Source organism: Nocardiopsis eucommiae, from assembly GCF_965344335.1.
GTDB lineage: Bacteria > Actinomycetota > Actinomycetes > Streptosporangiales > Streptosporangiaceae > Nocardiopsis > Nocardiopsis eucommiae.
In genome coordinates this window covers 1-14917 of record NZ_CBDRIY010000011.1, presented here as the reverse complement: position 1 = coordinate 14917, position 14917 = coordinate 1, and the positions used below count along the sequence as shown (strand labels likewise).

Annotated in this window: 15 protein-coding genes and 2 pseudogenes; 5 read left to right on the top strand and 12 right to left on the bottom strand. The window is 73.4% G+C overall.

All coding sequences use genetic code 11. The features are described from left to right. Positions 1 to 11: 11 nt before the first annotated feature. The gene (locus ACRWK8_RS08905) at positions 12 to 848 is read left to right on the top strand and encodes an SAM-dependent methyltransferase (RefSeq protein WP_378736528.1); all 837 of its coding nucleotides are present in this window, start codon (positions 12 to 14) and stop codon (positions 846 to 848) included. An 18-nt stretch (positions 849 to 866) separates the two neighbouring features. On the opposite strand, the gene ACRWK8_RS08900 is transcribed toward ACRWK8_RS08905, so the two are convergent. The 6 genes and pseudogenes from ACRWK8_RS08900 to ACRWK8_RS08875 all read right to left on the bottom strand — a co-directional run. Beyond that, complete coding sequence (locus tag ACRWK8_RS08900; RefSeq protein ID WP_378736530.1) at positions 867 to 1700, bottom strand: isocitrate lyase/PEP mutase family protein; 834 nt, start codon at positions 1698 to 1700, stop codon at positions 867 to 869. 91 nt (positions 1701 to 1791) lie between these two features. Then, entirely contained in the window at positions 1792 to 2934 is a 1143-nt protein-coding gene (pcaDC, locus tag ACRWK8_RS08895) for a bifunctional 3-oxoadipate enol-lactonase/4-carboxymuconolactone decarboxylase PcaDC (RefSeq protein ID WP_431869519.1), read from the bottom strand. Beyond that, positions 2924 to 4300, bottom strand: coding sequence for a 3-carboxy-cis,cis-muconate cycloisomerase (gene pcaB / locus ACRWK8_RS08890; RefSeq protein ID WP_431869517.1), 1377 nt, complete (start codon positions 4298 to 4300; stop codon positions 2924 to 2926). The genes pcaDC and pcaB overlap by 11 nt, the downstream gene beginning before the upstream one ends. A 30-nt stretch (positions 4301 to 4330) precedes the next feature. Continuing rightward, positions 4331 to 4912: a protocatechuate 3,4-dioxygenase subunit alpha gene (pcaG, locus tag ACRWK8_RS08885; RefSeq protein ID WP_378736536.1), complete on the bottom strand. Its 582-nt coding sequence runs from the start codon at positions 4910 to 4912 to the stop codon at positions 4331 to 4333. Then, entirely contained in the window at positions 4909 to 5661 is a 753-nt protein-coding gene (gene pcaH / locus ACRWK8_RS08880) for a protocatechuate 3,4-dioxygenase subunit beta (RefSeq protein WP_378736538.1), read from the bottom strand. Before pcaH ends, pcaG begins: the two co-directional genes overlap by 4 nt. Positions 5662 to 5867: 206 nt before the next feature. Continuing rightward, positions 5868 to 6023, bottom strand: a pseudogene (locus ACRWK8_RS08875) (CoA transferase subunit A); the annotation flags it as partial. 179 nt (positions 6024 to 6202) lie between these two features. On the opposite strand from ACRWK8_RS08875, the gene ACRWK8_RS08870 reads away from it, so the two are divergent. After that, entirely contained in the window at positions 6203 to 7006 is an 804-nt protein-coding gene (locus ACRWK8_RS08870) for an IclR family transcriptional regulator domain-containing protein (RefSeq protein WP_378736540.1), read from the top strand. A 61-nt stretch (positions 7007 to 7067) separates the two neighbouring features. On the opposite strand, the gene ACRWK8_RS08865 is transcribed toward ACRWK8_RS08870, so the two are convergent. The 5 genes from ACRWK8_RS08865 to ACRWK8_RS08845 all read right to left on the bottom strand — a co-directional run bounded on the left by ACRWK8_RS08865 (position 7068) and on the right by ACRWK8_RS08845 (position 12810). Then, positions 7068 to 8456 (bottom strand): tripartite tricarboxylate transporter permease, encoded by a 1389-nt coding sequence (locus ACRWK8_RS08865; RefSeq protein ID WP_378736542.1) that lies wholly within the window; start codon positions 8454 to 8456, stop codon positions 7068 to 7070. Next, a complete protein-coding gene (locus ACRWK8_RS08860; protein ID WP_431869514.1) occupies positions 8453 to 8902 on the bottom strand; it encodes a hypothetical protein in 450 nt (149 codons plus the stop codon). The genes ACRWK8_RS08865 and ACRWK8_RS08860 overlap by 4 nt, the downstream gene beginning before the upstream one ends. Then, positions 8902 to 10170 (bottom strand): hydroxymethylglutaryl-CoA reductase, degradative, encoded by a 1269-nt coding sequence (locus ACRWK8_RS08855; protein WP_431869512.1) that lies wholly within the window; start codon positions 10168 to 10170, stop codon positions 8902 to 8904. Before ACRWK8_RS08855 ends, ACRWK8_RS08860 begins: the two co-directional genes overlap by 1 nt. A gap of 121 nt (positions 10171 to 10291) precedes the next feature. Beyond that, positions 10292 to 12184: a helix-turn-helix domain-containing protein gene (locus ACRWK8_RS08850; protein ID WP_431869510.1), complete on the bottom strand. Its 1893-nt coding sequence runs from the start codon at positions 12182 to 12184 to the stop codon at positions 10292 to 10294. A gap of 77 nt (positions 12185 to 12261) precedes the next feature. Next, entirely contained in the window at positions 12262 to 12810 is a 549-nt protein-coding gene (locus ACRWK8_RS08845) for a CGNR zinc finger domain-containing protein (protein WP_378736550.1), read from the bottom strand. 26 nt (positions 12811 to 12836) lie between these two features. Between ACRWK8_RS08845 and ACRWK8_RS08840 the strand changes: the two genes are divergently transcribed. Beyond that, a complete protein-coding gene (locus tag ACRWK8_RS08840) occupies positions 12837 to 12995 on the top strand; it encodes a hypothetical protein (protein WP_378736552.1) in 159 nt (52 codons plus the stop codon). Between the two features lie 29 nt (positions 12996 to 13024). Here the strand turns inward: ACRWK8_RS08840 and ACRWK8_RS08835 are convergent, their stop codons facing one another. Then, positions 13025 to 13603: a TetR/AcrR family transcriptional regulator gene (locus tag ACRWK8_RS08835; protein WP_431869507.1), complete on the bottom strand. Its 579-nt coding sequence runs from the start codon at positions 13601 to 13603 to the stop codon at positions 13025 to 13027. 113 nt (positions 13604 to 13716) lie between these two features. Between ACRWK8_RS08835 and ACRWK8_RS08830 the strand changes: the two genes are divergently transcribed. Together ACRWK8_RS08830 and ACRWK8_RS08825 are read left to right on the top strand one after the other, a co-directional pair. Next, positions 13717 to 14574, top strand: a complete 858-nt coding sequence (locus ACRWK8_RS08830; protein ID WP_431869505.1) for an NAD(P)H-binding protein — start codon at positions 13717 to 13719, stop codon at positions 14572 to 14574. A gap of 158 nt (positions 14575 to 14732) precedes the next feature. Further along, a pseudogene (locus ACRWK8_RS08825) lies at positions 14733 to 14917 on the top strand (hypothetical protein); the annotation flags it as partial.

Sequence of the window (14917 nt, the reverse complement as noted above, 5' to 3'; positions counted from 1 at the left end):
TACCTCTCTCTATGGCCGATCGCTTCCCCCCACACATCGACATGGACACTCCGAGCATCGCGCGGATGTACGACTACCTCCTGGGAGGGAAAGACAACTTCGCGCCGGACCGCAAGGCCTGTGAGGCGCTGGCCGAGCACATGCCCGAGCTCGTCGCCTGTGCCAACGACAACCGGGCCTTCCTCGGTCGTGCCGTGGACCACGTCGTCTCCCAGGGGGTGGACCAGTTCCTGGACCTGGGCGCGGGCCTTCCCACCACGGACAACACCCACCAGGTCGCGCAACGGACCGAGCCGAGGGCCCGGGTCCTCTACGTCGACAACGATCCCATCGTGCTCGCGCACGGGCGGGCGCTCCTGGGCGACAGCCAGTCGACCGCCTTCCTGCACGCCGACGTCCGCGACACGGACGAGATCCTGAACTCCCCCGAGGCCGAGAAGCTGATCGACCTCGACCAGCCGATCTGCGTCATGCTGGTCTCCCTGCTGCACTGCCTGCCCGACGACAGCGACCCGTTCGGCATGGTGCGCTCCCTCATGGAGCGGGTCGTGCCCGGTTCCGCCGTCATCTACTCGCACGTCGTCTCCGACGACCCGGCTGCCGCCGCCTGGATGGACGGCATGATGCTGGAGTTCGGCACCGCCTGGGGGCGGGTCCGTACCCCCGCGGAGGCCTCCCAGGTGTTCGAGGGCCTGGAACCGGTCAGCCCCTGGACCGACGGGCGGGACGCGGACCCGACGTTGGTGGACTGCGCCAGCTGGCGCCACCCCGGGAACGAGCCGCGTCCACGTCCCGTCGACCCCGACGTCAAGCGGTGGGAGACGGCCGGGGTGGCCTACAAACGCTGACCCCTCGCGCCGTCCCGTTCACAGCATTCCGTCGATCTCCGACTTCGACGCCGCGGCCGACATCCGCCCGAAGGTCCCCTCCTCGGCGATCTCCCGGGCGGCCGCCAGCGCTCCGGCCAGCGCCGACCGCGACAGCCCCGACCCGAGACTGATCCGCCGGGCCCCCAGGGCACCCAGCTCCGCCACGGACATCCCGGCCGCCGCCCCCGAGGCCAGCACGTTGACGGGGCGGCCGACCGAGGAGCACACCGCCCGGATGGCGTCCGCGTCCGGCAGCCCCGGGGCGAAGAGCACGTCGGCCCCGGCCTCCTCGAAGGCTCTGAGCCTTCGGATCGTGTCCTCCAGGTCCTGGCGTCCGTACAGGTGGTTCTCCGCCCGGGCGGTGACCGTGAACGGGAAGGGCAGGGTCCGCGCCGCCTCCACGGCGGCCCGGACCCGCTCGACCGCCAGCCCGAACTCGTGGATCGGCGCGTCGGGGTCGGCGGTGGTGTCCTCCACCGAACCGCCCACGATCCCCGTGGCTCCGGCCGCCATGAAGGTGCGGGCCACCTCCTCGGGGGCGCGCCCGAAGCCGTCCTCCAGGTCCGCCGAGACCGGCAGGTCCGTGGCGGCCGCGATCACCGAGGCGTTGCGCAGGGTCTCCTCGCGCGAGACCAGCCCGGCGCCGTCCCGGCGTCCCAGCCCGTGCGCCAGCCCCCCGCTGGTGGTGGCCAGGGCCGCGAAGCCGAGCCCGCCCAGCAGCCGGGCGGACCCGGCGTCCCAGACGTTCGCGATCACGAAGGGTTCCGGCCCCCGGTGCAGCTCGCGTAGGCGTGCGCCCCGCGCCGTCAGATCCTGTCCGTTGTGGTCCATGCCCTCCCTTGTACACCCGACCACCGACGGAGCGGGGAACGGCCGCGCTCCTGGGCGGTGCGCCGTCCGCCCCCTCCGGCGCGGCGCCGGTTCACGCCTCCTTGGCGTCCTCGTCGAAGACCCCCTGCGCGATCGCGAACGCCTTGTTGGCGGCCGGGACCCCGCAGTAGACGGCCGTCTGGAGGAACACCTCCCCGACCTCGTCCGGGGTCAGGCCGTTGCGCAGGGCGGCCCGCACGTGCAGGGCCAACTCGTCCCAGTGGCCCTTGGCCACCAGGGCGGTGAGCACCATGCAGCTGCGGGTGCGCCGGTCCAGTCCGGGCCGGGTCCACACCTCGCCCCAGGCGTAGCGGGTGATGAGGTCCTGGAAGGGTTCGGTGAAGGCGCTCGTGCGGGCCTCGGCCCGGTCCACGTGGGCGTCACCGAGCACGCTCCGGCGCACCCGCGTCCCGGCGCCATGGCGGTCGATCGCGGCCAGGTGCTGGGTGATGAGGGTGTTGACCCGGGCCGCGTGCGACCACGAGAGCAGATGGGCGGCGCCCTCCAGCACCACGAACCGCGCCCCGGGCACGCGTTCCGCGATGAGCGCCCCGTGCTCCTCGGCCGGGGTCGAGGGGTCGTCGGCTCCGGCCACGACCAGTGTGGGAGCAGTGACGCGGTGCAGGTCGTCCCGTACGTCGTGGTGCTCGATGGCGCCACAGCAGCCCGCGTAACCCTCGTCGGGGGTGTCCACGATCTGGTCGCGCAGGAGCGTGACGTCGTGGGGGTGTTCCGAGGCGAAGGCCGGGGTGAACCACCGCTGCACGACCCCGTCGGCCAGGGCGACGGTCCCCTGGTCCCGGGCCAGGGCGGCGCGGTCCCGCCAGTTCCGGGCGGGCCCCATGTGTGGGGAGGTGGCCAGGAGCACGAGCCCGTCGACCCGTTCGGGGGCGTGGACGGCCAGCCACTGGCCGACCATGCCACCGATGGACAGGCCCACGTAGTGGGCGCGACCGATCCCGAGCCGGTCGAGCAGGGCGAGGACGTCCCCGCCCAGGTCGGCCATGCTGTAGGGGCCCTCGGGCGCGGGCGACGCCCCGTGTCCGCGCAGGTCCACGCGGATCACCCGGAAGACGGCGGAGAGCGCGTCCACCTGCGGCTCCCACATCCGATGGGTGGTGCCGAGGGATCCGGCCAGCACCAGGGGCGGTGCGTCCGCCGGTCCGCTCACGACGTGGTGGAGGTCAACGCTCATCGGTTCCTACTTCTTCTTGGTCGGTGGAGGCCGTCCGGCCGGTCCTACCCGTCACCCGGTCGGTGAACACCGGTGCGGCGCCGAGGTAGTCGACGGGGTCGAGCAGGGATCTGATCCGGTCACGGGTGCGCAGGTCGTGGAGGTGTTCGGCCAGGACCTCGACCGGGTCGCGGTCCTCGTCCACCGCGGCCCGGCAGGCCGCGCCGACGCGCTGGTGGGCCGCCAGGCGGCCGAGCTCGGGGGTCAGGTCGGCGGTGAGGCGCTCGCTGAGCGCGGACCCGCCGGTGAGGTCGAGGTTGGCGGCCATGCGGTCGGGGTGCACGCGGAGCCGTTCGACGCTCACGCGCAACCAGGAGACCGCGGAGCCGGTACGCCGGAGCAGGTCGGTCAGGGGCAGCCACTCGGCCTGCCACGCACCGGCGGCGCGTTGGTGCTCCTGGATCTGCGCGGCGAACAGGGTGGCCACCAGCCCGGGTGTCTGACGGGCGGCGGCGAGGGCGCTGACGGCGGCGACCGGGTTGCGCTTGTGCGGCATGGTGGAGGATCCGCCCACGCCGCTCCCGCCCTCCTCGCTGACCTCACCGACCTCCGTCTGGGCGAGCAGCACGACGTCCTGTGCGGCGTTCCCCGCCGCTCCGCTCACCCGGCCGAGCGCGCCGGCGATCTCGGTGACGCGACCGCGTTCGGTGTGCCAGGGCAGGAGGGGTTCGGGCAGGTCGAGGCGGGCGGCGAAGGCGGCCGCCACCGCCGGACCGTGTGGGTGCAGGGAGGCGAGGGTGCCCACGGCTCCGCCGAGCTGGGTGGCCAGGCGGTGGTCCAGCACCTCGCCGAGCCGCTCGGCGGCACCGGTCAGGCCCGAGGTCCAGCTCGCGACGACGGCTCCGAAGGTGGTGGGCAGAGCCTGCTGGAGCAGGGTGCGACCGGGCACGGGGGTGGTGCGGTGCCGGTCGGCCAGGGCGCGCAGCTCCTGGGTGAGGGCGGCGAGTTCGGCGCGCAGGGCGTGACCGGCCCTGCGGACCAGGAGCATGGCGGCGGTGTCCATGACGTCCTGGCTGGTGGCGCCCTGGTGGACGTGACGGGCCGCTTCGGGGTCCACCTCACGGACGTCCGCGGTGAGCTGCCCGACCAGCGGGATGACCGGGTTGCCACCGCCCGCGGCGGCCCGCCCCAGGGCCGCCGGGTCATAGTGGGCGGCGACGCAGGTGGCGGCGATGGTCTCGGCCCGCTCCCGGGTGATGACACCGGTGTCGGCCAGGGCTCGGGCGAGGGCGGCCTCCGTGTCGAGCATGGCCCGGATCCAGGCGGTGTCGTCGGTGAGCGGTCCGAGGGGGCCGTGGTTGAGGACACCGTCGAACAGGCCGGTCATGGGTGCTCCCTGGGTCGGACGGGCGCGCGGTCAGACGTCGAAGAAGACGGTCTCCCCCTCCCCCTGGAGGCGGATGTCGAGGCGGTAGCCGTCCTCCTCCCTGTGGGCCACGAGGGTGGCGCGGGCCGCCGGGTCCTCGATCGAGTTCAGGACGGGGTCGGCCGCGTTGGCCGCCTCCTCCTCGGGAAAGTACAGGCGGGTGACGACCCGGTGCAGCATGCCGCGCGCGAAGACGGAGACGTCGACGTGGGGCGCCTGCGCGCCGGTGGGTCCCGGGACGCCGCCCGGCTTGAGGGTGAGGATCCCGTAGGAGCCGGTGGCGTCGGTGGGGCACCGGCCGAACCCCCGGAACCCGGGCAGGGAGCGGGCCCCGCGCGGGTCGTCGGGGTGGTCGAAGCGCCCGTCCGGGTCGGCCTGCCAGGTCTCGACCAGGGCGTCGGTGACCGGGGCGCCCGCCCCGTCGTACACGGTGCCGCGCAGGTGGACCGCGCCGGGCGTGCCCTCCGCCACGGCGAAGGGGCCGTCCGGCCACGGCAGGCCGAGGTGCAGGTAGGGGCCGACGGTCTGGGACGGGGTGGTGGGCACCTCGTCTTCGGTGGTCCGGGCGTTCACTCGTCCTCCTCCTGAACCTCTTCCTCGGACTCGAACGGGGTCTGCTCGCGTCCACGCAGCACGATGTCCCACCGGTAGGCGAGGGCCCACTCGGGTTCGGTCGCGTCGTGGTCGTACCGGGCCAGCATGCGTTCGCGCGCACGTTCGTCGGGGACCGACTGCCACATCGGGTCCTGGAAGAACAGGGGGTCGTCGGGGAAGTACATCTGGGTGACCAGGCGCTGGGTGAAGGCGCGTCCGAACAGCGAGAAGTGGACGTGGGCGGGACGCCAGGCGTTCCGGTGGTTCTTCCAGGGATAGGCACCGGGCCGGACGGTGACGAACCGGTACCGCCCCTCGGCGTCCGTGAGGACCCTCCCCGCCCCGCTGAAGTGGGGGTCGAGCGGGGCGGGCCAGGTGTCCCCGGCGTGGCGGTAGCGTCCGGCGGCGTTGGCCTGCCAGATCTCCACGAGGGTGTGCGGGACGGGGAGGCCTCCGCTGTCGCGGACCCGGCCGTGCAGGATGACGCGCTGTCCCTGGGGTTCGCCGTCGTGCTGTCGGGTGAGGTCGTGGTCGTGGGGGCCGAGGCGGTCCTCCCCCAGGACGGGCGCGGTGATCTCGGTGAGCGTGTGCGGCAGCGGCGTGAGCGGGCGCCGGGGGTGGCGCAGCGCGGTGCTCCGGTAGCCGGGGTAGTCCAGGGGCGGGTGGGAACCGTGGTCCCGCACGTAGCCGGGCACGTACGGCCCGCCGCCGTCGGGGGTGGTGGACATGTGGTCCTTCCATTCGGACGGGCCCGGAGGCCCCGAGGGGGTGGCCCGGCGCGGTGGCGCCGCCGTGGGGGGGGTGGTGGGGGGCCGGTCCGTCCCGGCCGAGGACGCGGTTCGGGGCCCGGGTGGTGAGGGCCCACCGGGTCTCAGGCGACGCTGGTCAGGGCGCGGAGCACGGGCGGTTCGGTATCGGTGGGCGCGGGGGTGCGGTCGGGTGTCATCCGGACCAGGGTCAGGTCCCGCAGGCCCTGGCCGATGGCCTCGTGCCCCGCCGCCACGGGAAGGAGGTGGGTGAACCCCTCCGGAGCGACGGTGTCACCGTCGCGGACGAGCCGCCGGACCGCCTCGTCCAGGGGCACGGCCATGGCGACCCTCCCGTTCGTATAGCGAATCAATGTTCACAGTGCGAACAATCGGGTACGACGTTAGCGCCGATCCCTGGACGGGTCAAGACACGGCCCGACTGTTCGGTATGAGAACATCGCGAGGGCCGCGACCCGACGCGGCACCGACACGACCCCCGCACCCGGACCTGGAAGGCCCCATGACCACCGAAGACGCCCCCGAACGCGGCGCACACTTCGTGCAGTCCCTGGAGCGGGGCCTCATGGTCGTCCGCGCCTTCTCGGCCGAGCGCCCGTCGATGACCCTCAGCGAGGTCGCCCGTGTCACCGACCTCACCCGGGCCGCGGCCCGGCGGTTCCTGCTGACGCTGGTGGACCTCGGGTACGTACGCACCGACGGCCGCATGTTCGCCCTCACACCGCGCGTGCTGGAGCTGGGGTACGCGTACGTCGCCTCGGCCGGGCTGCCCGACGTGGCCCAACCGCACCTGGAGGACCTCTCCGCGAAGGTCCGCGAGTCCGCCTCGGTGTCGGTGCTCGAAGGGGACGACGTCCTGTACGTCGCCCGCGTGGCGACCTCGCGGATCATGGCGGTGTCCATCGCCGTGGGCACCCGCTTCCCCGCCTCCACCACCTCCATGGGCCGGGTGCTGCTGGCCGGGTACGGAGACGCCGAGCTCGACGCCTACCTGGACCGGGTGGAGCTGCGGCCGCTGACCCGGTTCACCCTCACCCGCCCCGCCGACCTGCGGTCCGAGATCCTGCGCGTGCGCGAACAGGGGTACGCGATCGTCGACCAGGAACTGGAGGAGGGGCTACGCTCGCTGGCCGCCCCCGTCCGCGACGCGAGCGGTCACGTCATCGCCGCGACCAACGTGTCCGCGCAGGCCAACCGAGCCTCGATCGAGGACGTCCGGCGCGACCTGCTCCCCGCCCTGCTGGAGACCACCGCGCGCATCGAGGCCGACCTCGCCTCGGTGGCCCGACGCGACACCGCGCGCTGACCCCGGACACGGCTCCGCGGCCCGACCAGGACGGGGTCGGGCCGCGGAGCGTCCGGGGGGTTCAGGCCGCCAGCGCGAGCAGCTGGGGGACGGTCAGGACGGCGACGTAGAAGCCCATGAACTGCACGCCGCTGTGCATGTTGAACATCTTCCCGAACAGCCCGCCCACCAGGCCCACGGTGAGGGTCACTCCCACCGCGAGCAGGCCGCCCTCGTACAGGCAGATCACCAGGATCAGCCCGGCGAAGGCGCCGATGATCGCCTCGTGCGAGATCCGTCGCATGACGAACGAGGCCGCCCGGTGCGCGTAGGTCATCGCGAACGGGTAGGCGATGACGGAGGCGATGACCACGCCCAGCAGTCCGTAGAGGAGGAACTCGCCGCTGGACAGCAGGTCGTGCAGGTTGTGCGTCTCCCCCGTCTCGGTGTTGACGGTGTGCACCGGCGGCGCGTTGAACAGCGGCGCGGCCGGCCCGGCGGCCATCGGCGAGAGGGGCAGCCCCAGCGCGATCAGCGGGATCAGGGTCTCCGCGATGTAGGTGGACTCCGTGGTGCCGTTGCGCACCGACATCACCGTGGTGAGCCGGTGGTACCCGTTCTTGATCCGGGCGCCGACGATCTCGCCCATGAGGACCGTCATGGCGACCGGGGAGAACACGAAGGTCGCGCTGGACACGCCCGCGGCGGCGCTCGTGTACCCGACCTGCTTGCGGTCCAGGACCTTGAGCGGGTTGGGGATGCGGCCGGACCAGGTCCGGGTGTCGGGCGCCAGGTCGAAGCGGCGACGGGCGCGGCGCCGCAGCGACTCCCGCCCCGAGGGCGCCAGGGACAGGAACAGGTCCGCGATCAGCGGCCCGGTGGCGATGCCCAGGAAGAAGCTGATCGTCAGCGTCCCTCCGGTCGTCTGGGAGACGAAGGCCTGCATGCCCACGACCAGCAGCACGAACGGGATCAGGGCGAGCACCGCCGCCAGCCGGCCCTTGGACGTGTAGGCGATGAGCACGGCCGCGACCACGAAGATCCACGGCGCCGCCTCTCCGATGGCGTCCGCGAAGGGGCTCAGGGCCCACGCGAACAGCACGGCCAGGGGCACCGACAGGAAGGCGGCGACCACGCCACCGGAGATCGCCTTGCGCAGCGCGATGTGCGGCACCCCGAGCTCACGGAGCAGTTGGGCGTCCCTGAGCATGGGCACGGCCAGCGTGTCCCCGGGGATGCCCAGCAGTGCGGTGGGGATGGCGTGGGTGATGTGCTTGGCGACGATCCCCGCCATGAAGAACGTGAACACACCCGCGGGCGGGACACCGAGCAGGACCACCAGCAGGGTCAGCGGGGCGATGGTGGCGGTCTCGTCGGTGTAGGAGGCCAGGCCGATGAAGGCGAAGACCACGGCGCCGATCAGGCCCATGCCCAGGGCCCAGGAGGCGTCGGTCAGTAGTTCGGGACTCACGGAGCCTCCCTCTCCTCGCGGCGGCGGTGCTGCGCCAGCAGGTCGTCGTAGAGCCCGAGCGCCCGCAGCTCACTCCGCACGGGTTCGGACAGTTCGCTGGGGTCGCCGAGCGGGCCGTAGTCGGCCTCGACGGCGTCCATGGCCGCGCGGCGGCTCTCCTCGGTGGGCGCGTGTTCGGTGACCACGCGCTTGGGCGCGAACAGCAGGGCACCGACGAACCCGGCGAGCAGGCAGCCGACCAGCCCGACGAGGAGGGCGTAGGTCCCGGCGACCGTCGCGTCGTCCACCAGCCGGGAGAACAGCAGTTCGGCGCCCAGGTACAGGGGCACAGTCAGGCCGACGCCCAGGGCGATGGCCCAGATCGTGTGACGGGAGTCGACGGTGTCGCCCCAGATCTCCAGCAGGCGGCCGCCGTCCTCCTCCGGCTCCGTCGCGGGCCCGGACATCATCGACCCCTCAGCTGGCTGAGGACGGCCTCGGCGCGGTCCTGGCGGATGGCCTTCTCCTGGACGAGCACCGCCACGACGCGGTCGACCTCGTCGCCGCTGGCTCCGGCGGCGACGGCGATGTTCCTGGCGTGCAGGGACATGTGGCCGCGCTGGATACCCTCGCCCGCCAGGGCCCGCACGGCGGCGATGTTCTGTGCCAGGCCCACGGCGGTGACGAGCTCACCGAGCGCGGTGGCGTCGGCGACCCCGGTGAGCGCGACGGCGGCCTGGGCCGCGGGGTGGGTGCGGGTCGCGCCTCCGACCAGGCCCACCGGGGTGGGCAGTTCCAGGGTGGCCACGACGTTGCCGTCGGTGTCGCGCTCGAAGGCGGACAGCGAGGTGTAGCGGCCCTGCGCGTCGACGGCGTGGGAGTGGGCCCCGGACTCGACCGCGCGGGTGTCGTTGCCGGTGGCCAGCACGACGGCGGAGACGCCGTTCATGATGCCCTTGTTGTGGGTGGCCGCGCGGTAGGGGTCGGCGGCGGCCAGGCGGTAGGCGTGGATCATGTCGGTGGCGATGGCCTCGCCCCCGAGGGCCTCGGTGTCCAGCACGGCCCGCGCGCGGGTGAGTCGCAGGTCGGCCTTGTTGGTGAGGATGCGCAGGACCGGACGGCCCCCGGCGGCCTCGGCCAGCCGGGGCGCCACCGCCTCGGCCATGGTGTTGACGGCGTTGGCCCCCATGGCGTCGCGCACGTCGACCACGAGGTGGGCGACGACGTAGGTCTCGTCGAACGCCGTGACCGTGCGGACGGTGAGGTCACGCACGCCGCCGCCGACCTCGACGAGACGGGGGTCCTGCTCGTTGGCCAGCGCGACGAGTTCGGCGCGGGCCTCCAGGACCCGCAGACGCGCGGCCTCGGGGTCGGCCACGTCCACGACCTGGATCTGTGCCTGCATCACCGGGCCGGTCGCGCTGGTGTGGAAGCCGCCCAGGACCCGGGCGATGCGGGCGGCGTTGCTCGCGGCGGCCACCACCGAGGACTCCTCGGTGGCCATCGGCACCAGGACGTCACGTCCGTTGACGGTGAAGTTGGTGGCGACGCCGACCGGGACACCCATCACGCCGACGGCGTTCTCGATCATGTGGTCGGCGGCGGCCACGCTCAGGCCGTGCTGGTCGAGGGCGTCGAACACGGACGCGTCCAGGCCGCTGACGGAGGCCAGGCTCGCGCGCCGCTCCTGGACGCTGAGGGAACGGAAACCGGACAACCTGCTGGTTTGCACCACGTGTGGATTCACTCCTGAGGGAAGGGGCGCCCCCGGTGTGGGGTACGTCACTGCGGATTGGTCCATCCAAGCAGCGCCGTTCACCTCGGCGACATGTCCGAAACGGACAGGAAACCCGCGGTCACCCTGTCACTTTCCCGCCCTGTCGGAGCAGGTGGAGGCGGGTGGCCACGGTCACCCGGAACAGGGAGTCGGCGGACCGCCAGTCCTCGCCCAGGAGCGAGGTCACCCGCTCCAGCCGCTGTTTGACCGTGTTGGGGTGGACGTACAGGGCGCGCGCGGCACGGGTCACGCTCCCGCCGTTTCCGGCGAGGGCGGTGATGGTTCCGGTGAGGTCGGAGTGGTGCCGGGCGTCCCAGGCGACGACGGGTCCGATCACGCGGTCCACGAAGGAGAGCGCACGACCACCGTCGGTGCCGAACATCGCCAGGTAGGGCGCGTAGTCGTCCACCTCGAAGGCCCCACGGCGCACGCCCAGCGCGGGCAGGAACGCCGCGCACTCCCAAACCTCGGTGAGGACGGCGGGCAGGTCGGCGAGGGAGCCGACGGCGGAGCCCACCGCCAGCACGGGCGCCTCCGTGGCCGCCCCGACCCGCTGGGCGACCTGTTCGGCGGCGGCGGTCGGGTCCCGGCCGGGGACCAGCACGCTCACGCCCTCCCCCTGGGCCGCGGCCATCCACCCCTCGTGGACGGCCAGGGACCGGTACGCCGCGTGCCGGTGGCGGTCGGGGACGGGGACGACGACCACGGTCCAGGGCTGGTCCAGGACGATGCCGCGCGCCGAGGCCCGTCGTCGGAGGGTGTCGGTGTCCGCGGCACCGGAGAACAGGTCGAGGGCGAGCTCCCCGCGCACCCGCTCCTCCGCGTGGGTGACCGCCTCGCTCTGCATGGTGAGGAGGGCGAGGATCTGCCCGGACCGTTCGATGGTGCGGCGCTCGACGTCGCTCAGAGGTGCGTCGCCGGCCCCCACGAGCAGCACCCCCAGGAGTTCGGCCCCGGCGGAGACGGCGACCACCACGTCCGGGCCCGGGCCCTCCACCGAGGCGCAGTGTCCGGACTCGCGGCTGCGGGCGAGGGCCCTCGCGACCGCCGGGGCGAGTCGACCGCCCGGCCACCACGCGTCCGCCGCCTCCGAGGTGCGGGTGACCGTGCGGTGGTCCCGGTCCGCGACCGCGACGGGACGTCCCAGGGATTCGGCCAGCGTGAGGGCCACCTCGTGTGGTCCGTGCCCGGACAGGACCAGCGCGGTCAGCCGCTCGTGCACACGGGCGGCGGCGGCCATCGCCTCGGAGTGGCGTTCGGCCCGGTCCGCCGCCTCCGTGGCGGCGGCGAACAGGCGTGCCGTGTGCAGGATGACCGCCGCCTGGTCGGCGAAGGCCGACAGCAGGGCGATCTCCTCACGGGCGAAGGGACGGGAGGCGCGGTCGGCGGCGAAGAGGACCCCGAGGATCTCGCCGTTGGCGGACATCGGCACCCCGACGAGGGAGCGCAGCTGTTCCTCCGCGATGGCGGCGTCGATCCCCGGATCGCGGTCGAAGTCGTCCCGCACGCCGTAGTCGGAGGTCCACTGGGGGGTGTTGGTGCGCACCACGCGGCTGGCGATCCCGGCTCCGGCCGGGACCCGCAGGCCCGGGAAGCGCGGGGAGACGGTCCCCCGGCTGGCGCGCACGAAGAGCTCGTCGGTCTCCCTGTCGTGGACGGACAGGTAGGTGACGTCCGTTCCGACGAGGTCGTGCGCGCGGTCGACCAGCCGCCTGAGCAGCGGTTCCACGTCCCGCACCTCGACGAGGTCGCGTGTGCTGGCGATCAGCGCGGAGAGTTCGCCCTCGCGCCGCCGCAGGCGCGCCAGGCGCGAGGACAGGCTCCTGACCCGCTCGACCAGTGCGCCGTCGACGGGCCCCAGGAGGGCGGTGACGTCGTCCGTGGACGGGTGCGTTCCCTCCTCCAACCGGACCAGCAGATCCGCGAGCGCGCGCTGGCTGCTCGCGTCGAAACGCGGGAGACCTTCTTCCATCGCACCAGTGTCACATCCTCGCTGGTGAGACGGTACGGGCGACCCCGCGTCCCCGGCGGTGACAGGGGGCGCACGGCTCAGAGCCCGGCGTCGGCTCCCTCGGTCTCCGCGCCCGTGCGGGCGCGGTGGCGGCGGACGGCGTCGCGGTTGCCGCAGGCGGGGGAACAGTACCGTTGCCTCCCGTTGCGGGAGAAGTCGGCGTACACGTGCGCGCAGCCCCCGGCCGCGCAGCGGCCGAGGCGGTGCATACCGCGACCGGTCAGGTGCAGGGCGGTGCCGACGGCGATGAGGGAGGCGATCTGCCGGTGGGCGGGCAGGTCGTCGGGGCGGTAGTGCAGGTGCCAGCCGGTGCCCGCGTGGTCGGTGAGCCTCGGCGGACCCGAGTACTCGGTGAGCAGGGCGTTGAGGCGTTCGGCCCGGGCGGGCGGGTCCGCGCTGTCCACGACGGCGGCCCACCCGGTCAGGAAGGCGCGGACCTCGGAGAGGTCGTGCTCCCCCACCGGGCGTTCCAGGAGGAAGCCCACCTCGGCACAGCGCCGTTCCAGGTCCGCGGTGTCGGAGCAGGGCCGGTTGGCCAGGTCCACGGCCAGGGAGAGCGGCCCCTGCCCGTAAGGGTTGAGATGCATAATGCCATTACACCAGACTGGGTGCCATGACCGAGCACGAACACCTCTGGACCACCGACTCCTCCCATCCGACCAGTGAGGGCATGGTCGTCTACCAGCGGTGCCACTGCGGAGAGCACCGCGTGGCCCTGACCCCACCGGTCCTCCAGGCGCACACGACCGCCCCCGAGCGGCACGGCCGCTGAACGGTCGCGCTCCCCGATCGCCCCCCCGCTCACGTCCGGACGCAGATCCCCCGCTCCAGGGTGCGCACGACCGCCGGGGCCACCGCGTGCCGGGGCATCTGCCCGCGCCCGGCCCGCTCCAGCCCGGTGAAGACCAGCGCCCACAGGACCTGGACCGCCCAGGCCGGATCGGCGTCCGGGTCGAAGACGCCCTCCGCCTGCCCCCTGCGCACGAGATCCGTGAGGATCTCGGGTTCGGGGTCGGCGGCGTCGGGGGCGTCGTCGAAGACCTCGTTGGCGGTGTCACCGAAGGCGAAGACCACCCAGTCCCCCACCTCCACGTGGGCGGCGACCACGCGCCGCATGGCCTCCAGAGCCGACCCCTCCTCCACACGCGCCTCCTCCATGACCCGCCCGATCTCCGACAGCGCCTCCTCGTAGGTCGCGGCCAGCAGCCCGTCGCGGTCGGGGAAGTAGCGGTGCAGGGTGCTGCGACCCACGCGCGCAGCCTCGGCCACCTCCGAGAGCGGGGCGTTGCGGTCATGGGCCAGGACGGTGGCGGCGGCGCGCAGGATCGCCCCCCGCGTCCGGGCTCGCACCCCTGCCCTCGGGTTCTCCGTGCTCGTCATGGCGCCAACCTACCGCGTGCTCCAAAAAGGGACCTTGAACCCTCTTTATGGGACTCTCATGTCCCATTATGATCGACGGTGACCCCATCGACTCATGGAGAGGAACCCGCGCCATGCGCGTACTGGTGACCGGAGCCAGCGGAACCGTCGGCTCGCTGGTGGTCCGGAGACTCCTCGATCGCGGCGCCGCCGTCCGCGCGCTCAGCCGCGACCCCGCCCGCCGGATCTTCCCCAAGGGCGTCGACCCCGTCGAGGGCGACCTGGAACGTCCCGCGACCCTGAACGGCGTCTTCGACGACGTGGACGCGGTCCTGCTCTACCCGCACCCCGAGACCGCCGAGGAGGTCGTCGACCGCATCCGTCGGTCCGGGGTACGCAGGATCGTCCTGATGTCCTCGGCCTCGGTCCGGACCGACCCCGACGCCGAGCACGACTTCGGCCACCTGCACCACCGCCCCGTGGAGGAGGCGGTGGAGCGTTCCGGTCTGGAGTGGACCCACCTGCGCGGGGGCGAGTTCATGGTGAACGACCTCGACTCCCTCCCCGACTCGATCCGGGCCGAGGGGGTGGTCCGGGCTCCCCGGGGAGACGAGCCCGGGGCGCCCGTGCACGAGGCGGACATGGCGGACGTGGCGACGGTCGCGCTGCTGGAGGACGGCCACCACGGACGGGCATACGAGATCACCGGCCCCGAACCGATCACCCCGGCCGAACGCGCCGCCGTGATCGCCGGGGCGCTGGGACGGGAGATCACGTTCGTGGCGCTGACCCTGGCCGAGGCACGCGACCTATGGCTCGCCCAGGGCGTCCCACCGGAGATCTGCGACTGGCTGCTGTGGGAGTCGGATCCCGGCGAGGAGGACGCGGCCGCCCCCGACGACTGTGTGTCACCGGACTACGAACGGGTCATGGGCCGTCCCGGGCGCACCTACGCCCGGTGGGTCGACGACCACCTCGACGCCTTCCGGTAGCCCCCGGTCCGGGCCCCGGACGCCTTGCGTGCCCCCGCGCCACCTGGAATCCTGCGGACCCCGGCCGGGGCGACACGGGCGGCGGACACGGGTCGCGCCCCCGCCGACCTGGCACCATGGCACGAACCCGGCCGTCGTGCCGCAGTGGAAGGAAGACAGTGACCGACGCACACACCACTCCCCCCGTCGCAGAACAGGCGGGCACCCTCCTCCTCGGAGGGGACCTGCCCGTCCACCGCCTGGGCTTCGGAGCCATGCGGATCGTCGGTGAAGGGGTGTGGGGGCCGCCCCGCGACCGGGACGGCGCCCTGGGGGGGGGGGGGGGGGGGGGGGGGGGGGGGGG

Excerpts from the sequence above, each read along its gene's own strand:
- pcaB (WP_431869517.1), bottom strand. The coding sequence starts at position 4,300 with ATGACCGGCCTGTTCGACGGTGTCCTCAACCACGGCCCCCTCGGACCG.
- ACRWK8_RS08830 (WP_431869505.1), top strand. The coding sequence starts at position 13,717 with ATGCGCGTACTGGTGACCGGAGCCAGCGGAACCGTCGGCTCGCTGGTG.
- ACRWK8_RS08835 (WP_431869507.1), bottom strand. The coding sequence starts at position 13,603 with ATGACGAGCACGGAGAACCCGAGGGCAGGGGTGCGAGCCCGGACGCGG.
- pcaDC (WP_431869519.1), bottom strand. The coding sequence starts at position 2,934 with ATGAGCGTTGACCTCCACCACGTCGTGAGCGGACCGGCGGACGCACCG.
- ACRWK8_RS08840 (WP_378736552.1), top strand. The coding sequence starts at position 12,837 with ATGACCGAGCACGAACACCTCTGGACCACCGACTCCTCCCATCCGACC.
- ACRWK8_RS08905 (WP_378736528.1), top strand. The coding sequence starts at position 12 with ATGGCCGATCGCTTCCCCCCACACATCGACATGGACACTCCGAGCATC.
- ACRWK8_RS08845 (WP_378736550.1), bottom strand. The coding sequence starts at position 12,810 with ATGCATCTCAACCCTTACGGGCAGGGGCCGCTCTCCCTGGCCGTGGAC.
- ACRWK8_RS08900 (WP_378736530.1), bottom strand. The coding sequence starts at position 1,700 with ATGGACCACAACGGACAGGATCTGACGGCGCGGGGCGCACGCCTACGC.
- ACRWK8_RS08850 (WP_431869510.1), bottom strand. The coding sequence starts at position 12,184 with ATGGAAGAAGGTCTCCCGCGTTTCGACGCGAGCAGCCAGCGCGCGCTC.
- ACRWK8_RS08860 (WP_431869514.1), bottom strand. The coding sequence starts at position 8,902 with ATGTCCGGGCCCGCGACGGAGCCGGAGGAGGACGGCGGCCGCCTGCTG.
- ACRWK8_RS08870 (WP_378736540.1), top strand. The coding sequence starts at position 6,203 with ATGACCACCGAAGACGCCCCCGAACGCGGCGCACACTTCGTGCAGTCC.
- pcaH (WP_378736538.1), bottom strand. The coding sequence starts at position 5,661 with ATGTCCACCACCCCCGACGGCGGCGGGCCGTACGTGCCCGGCTACGTG.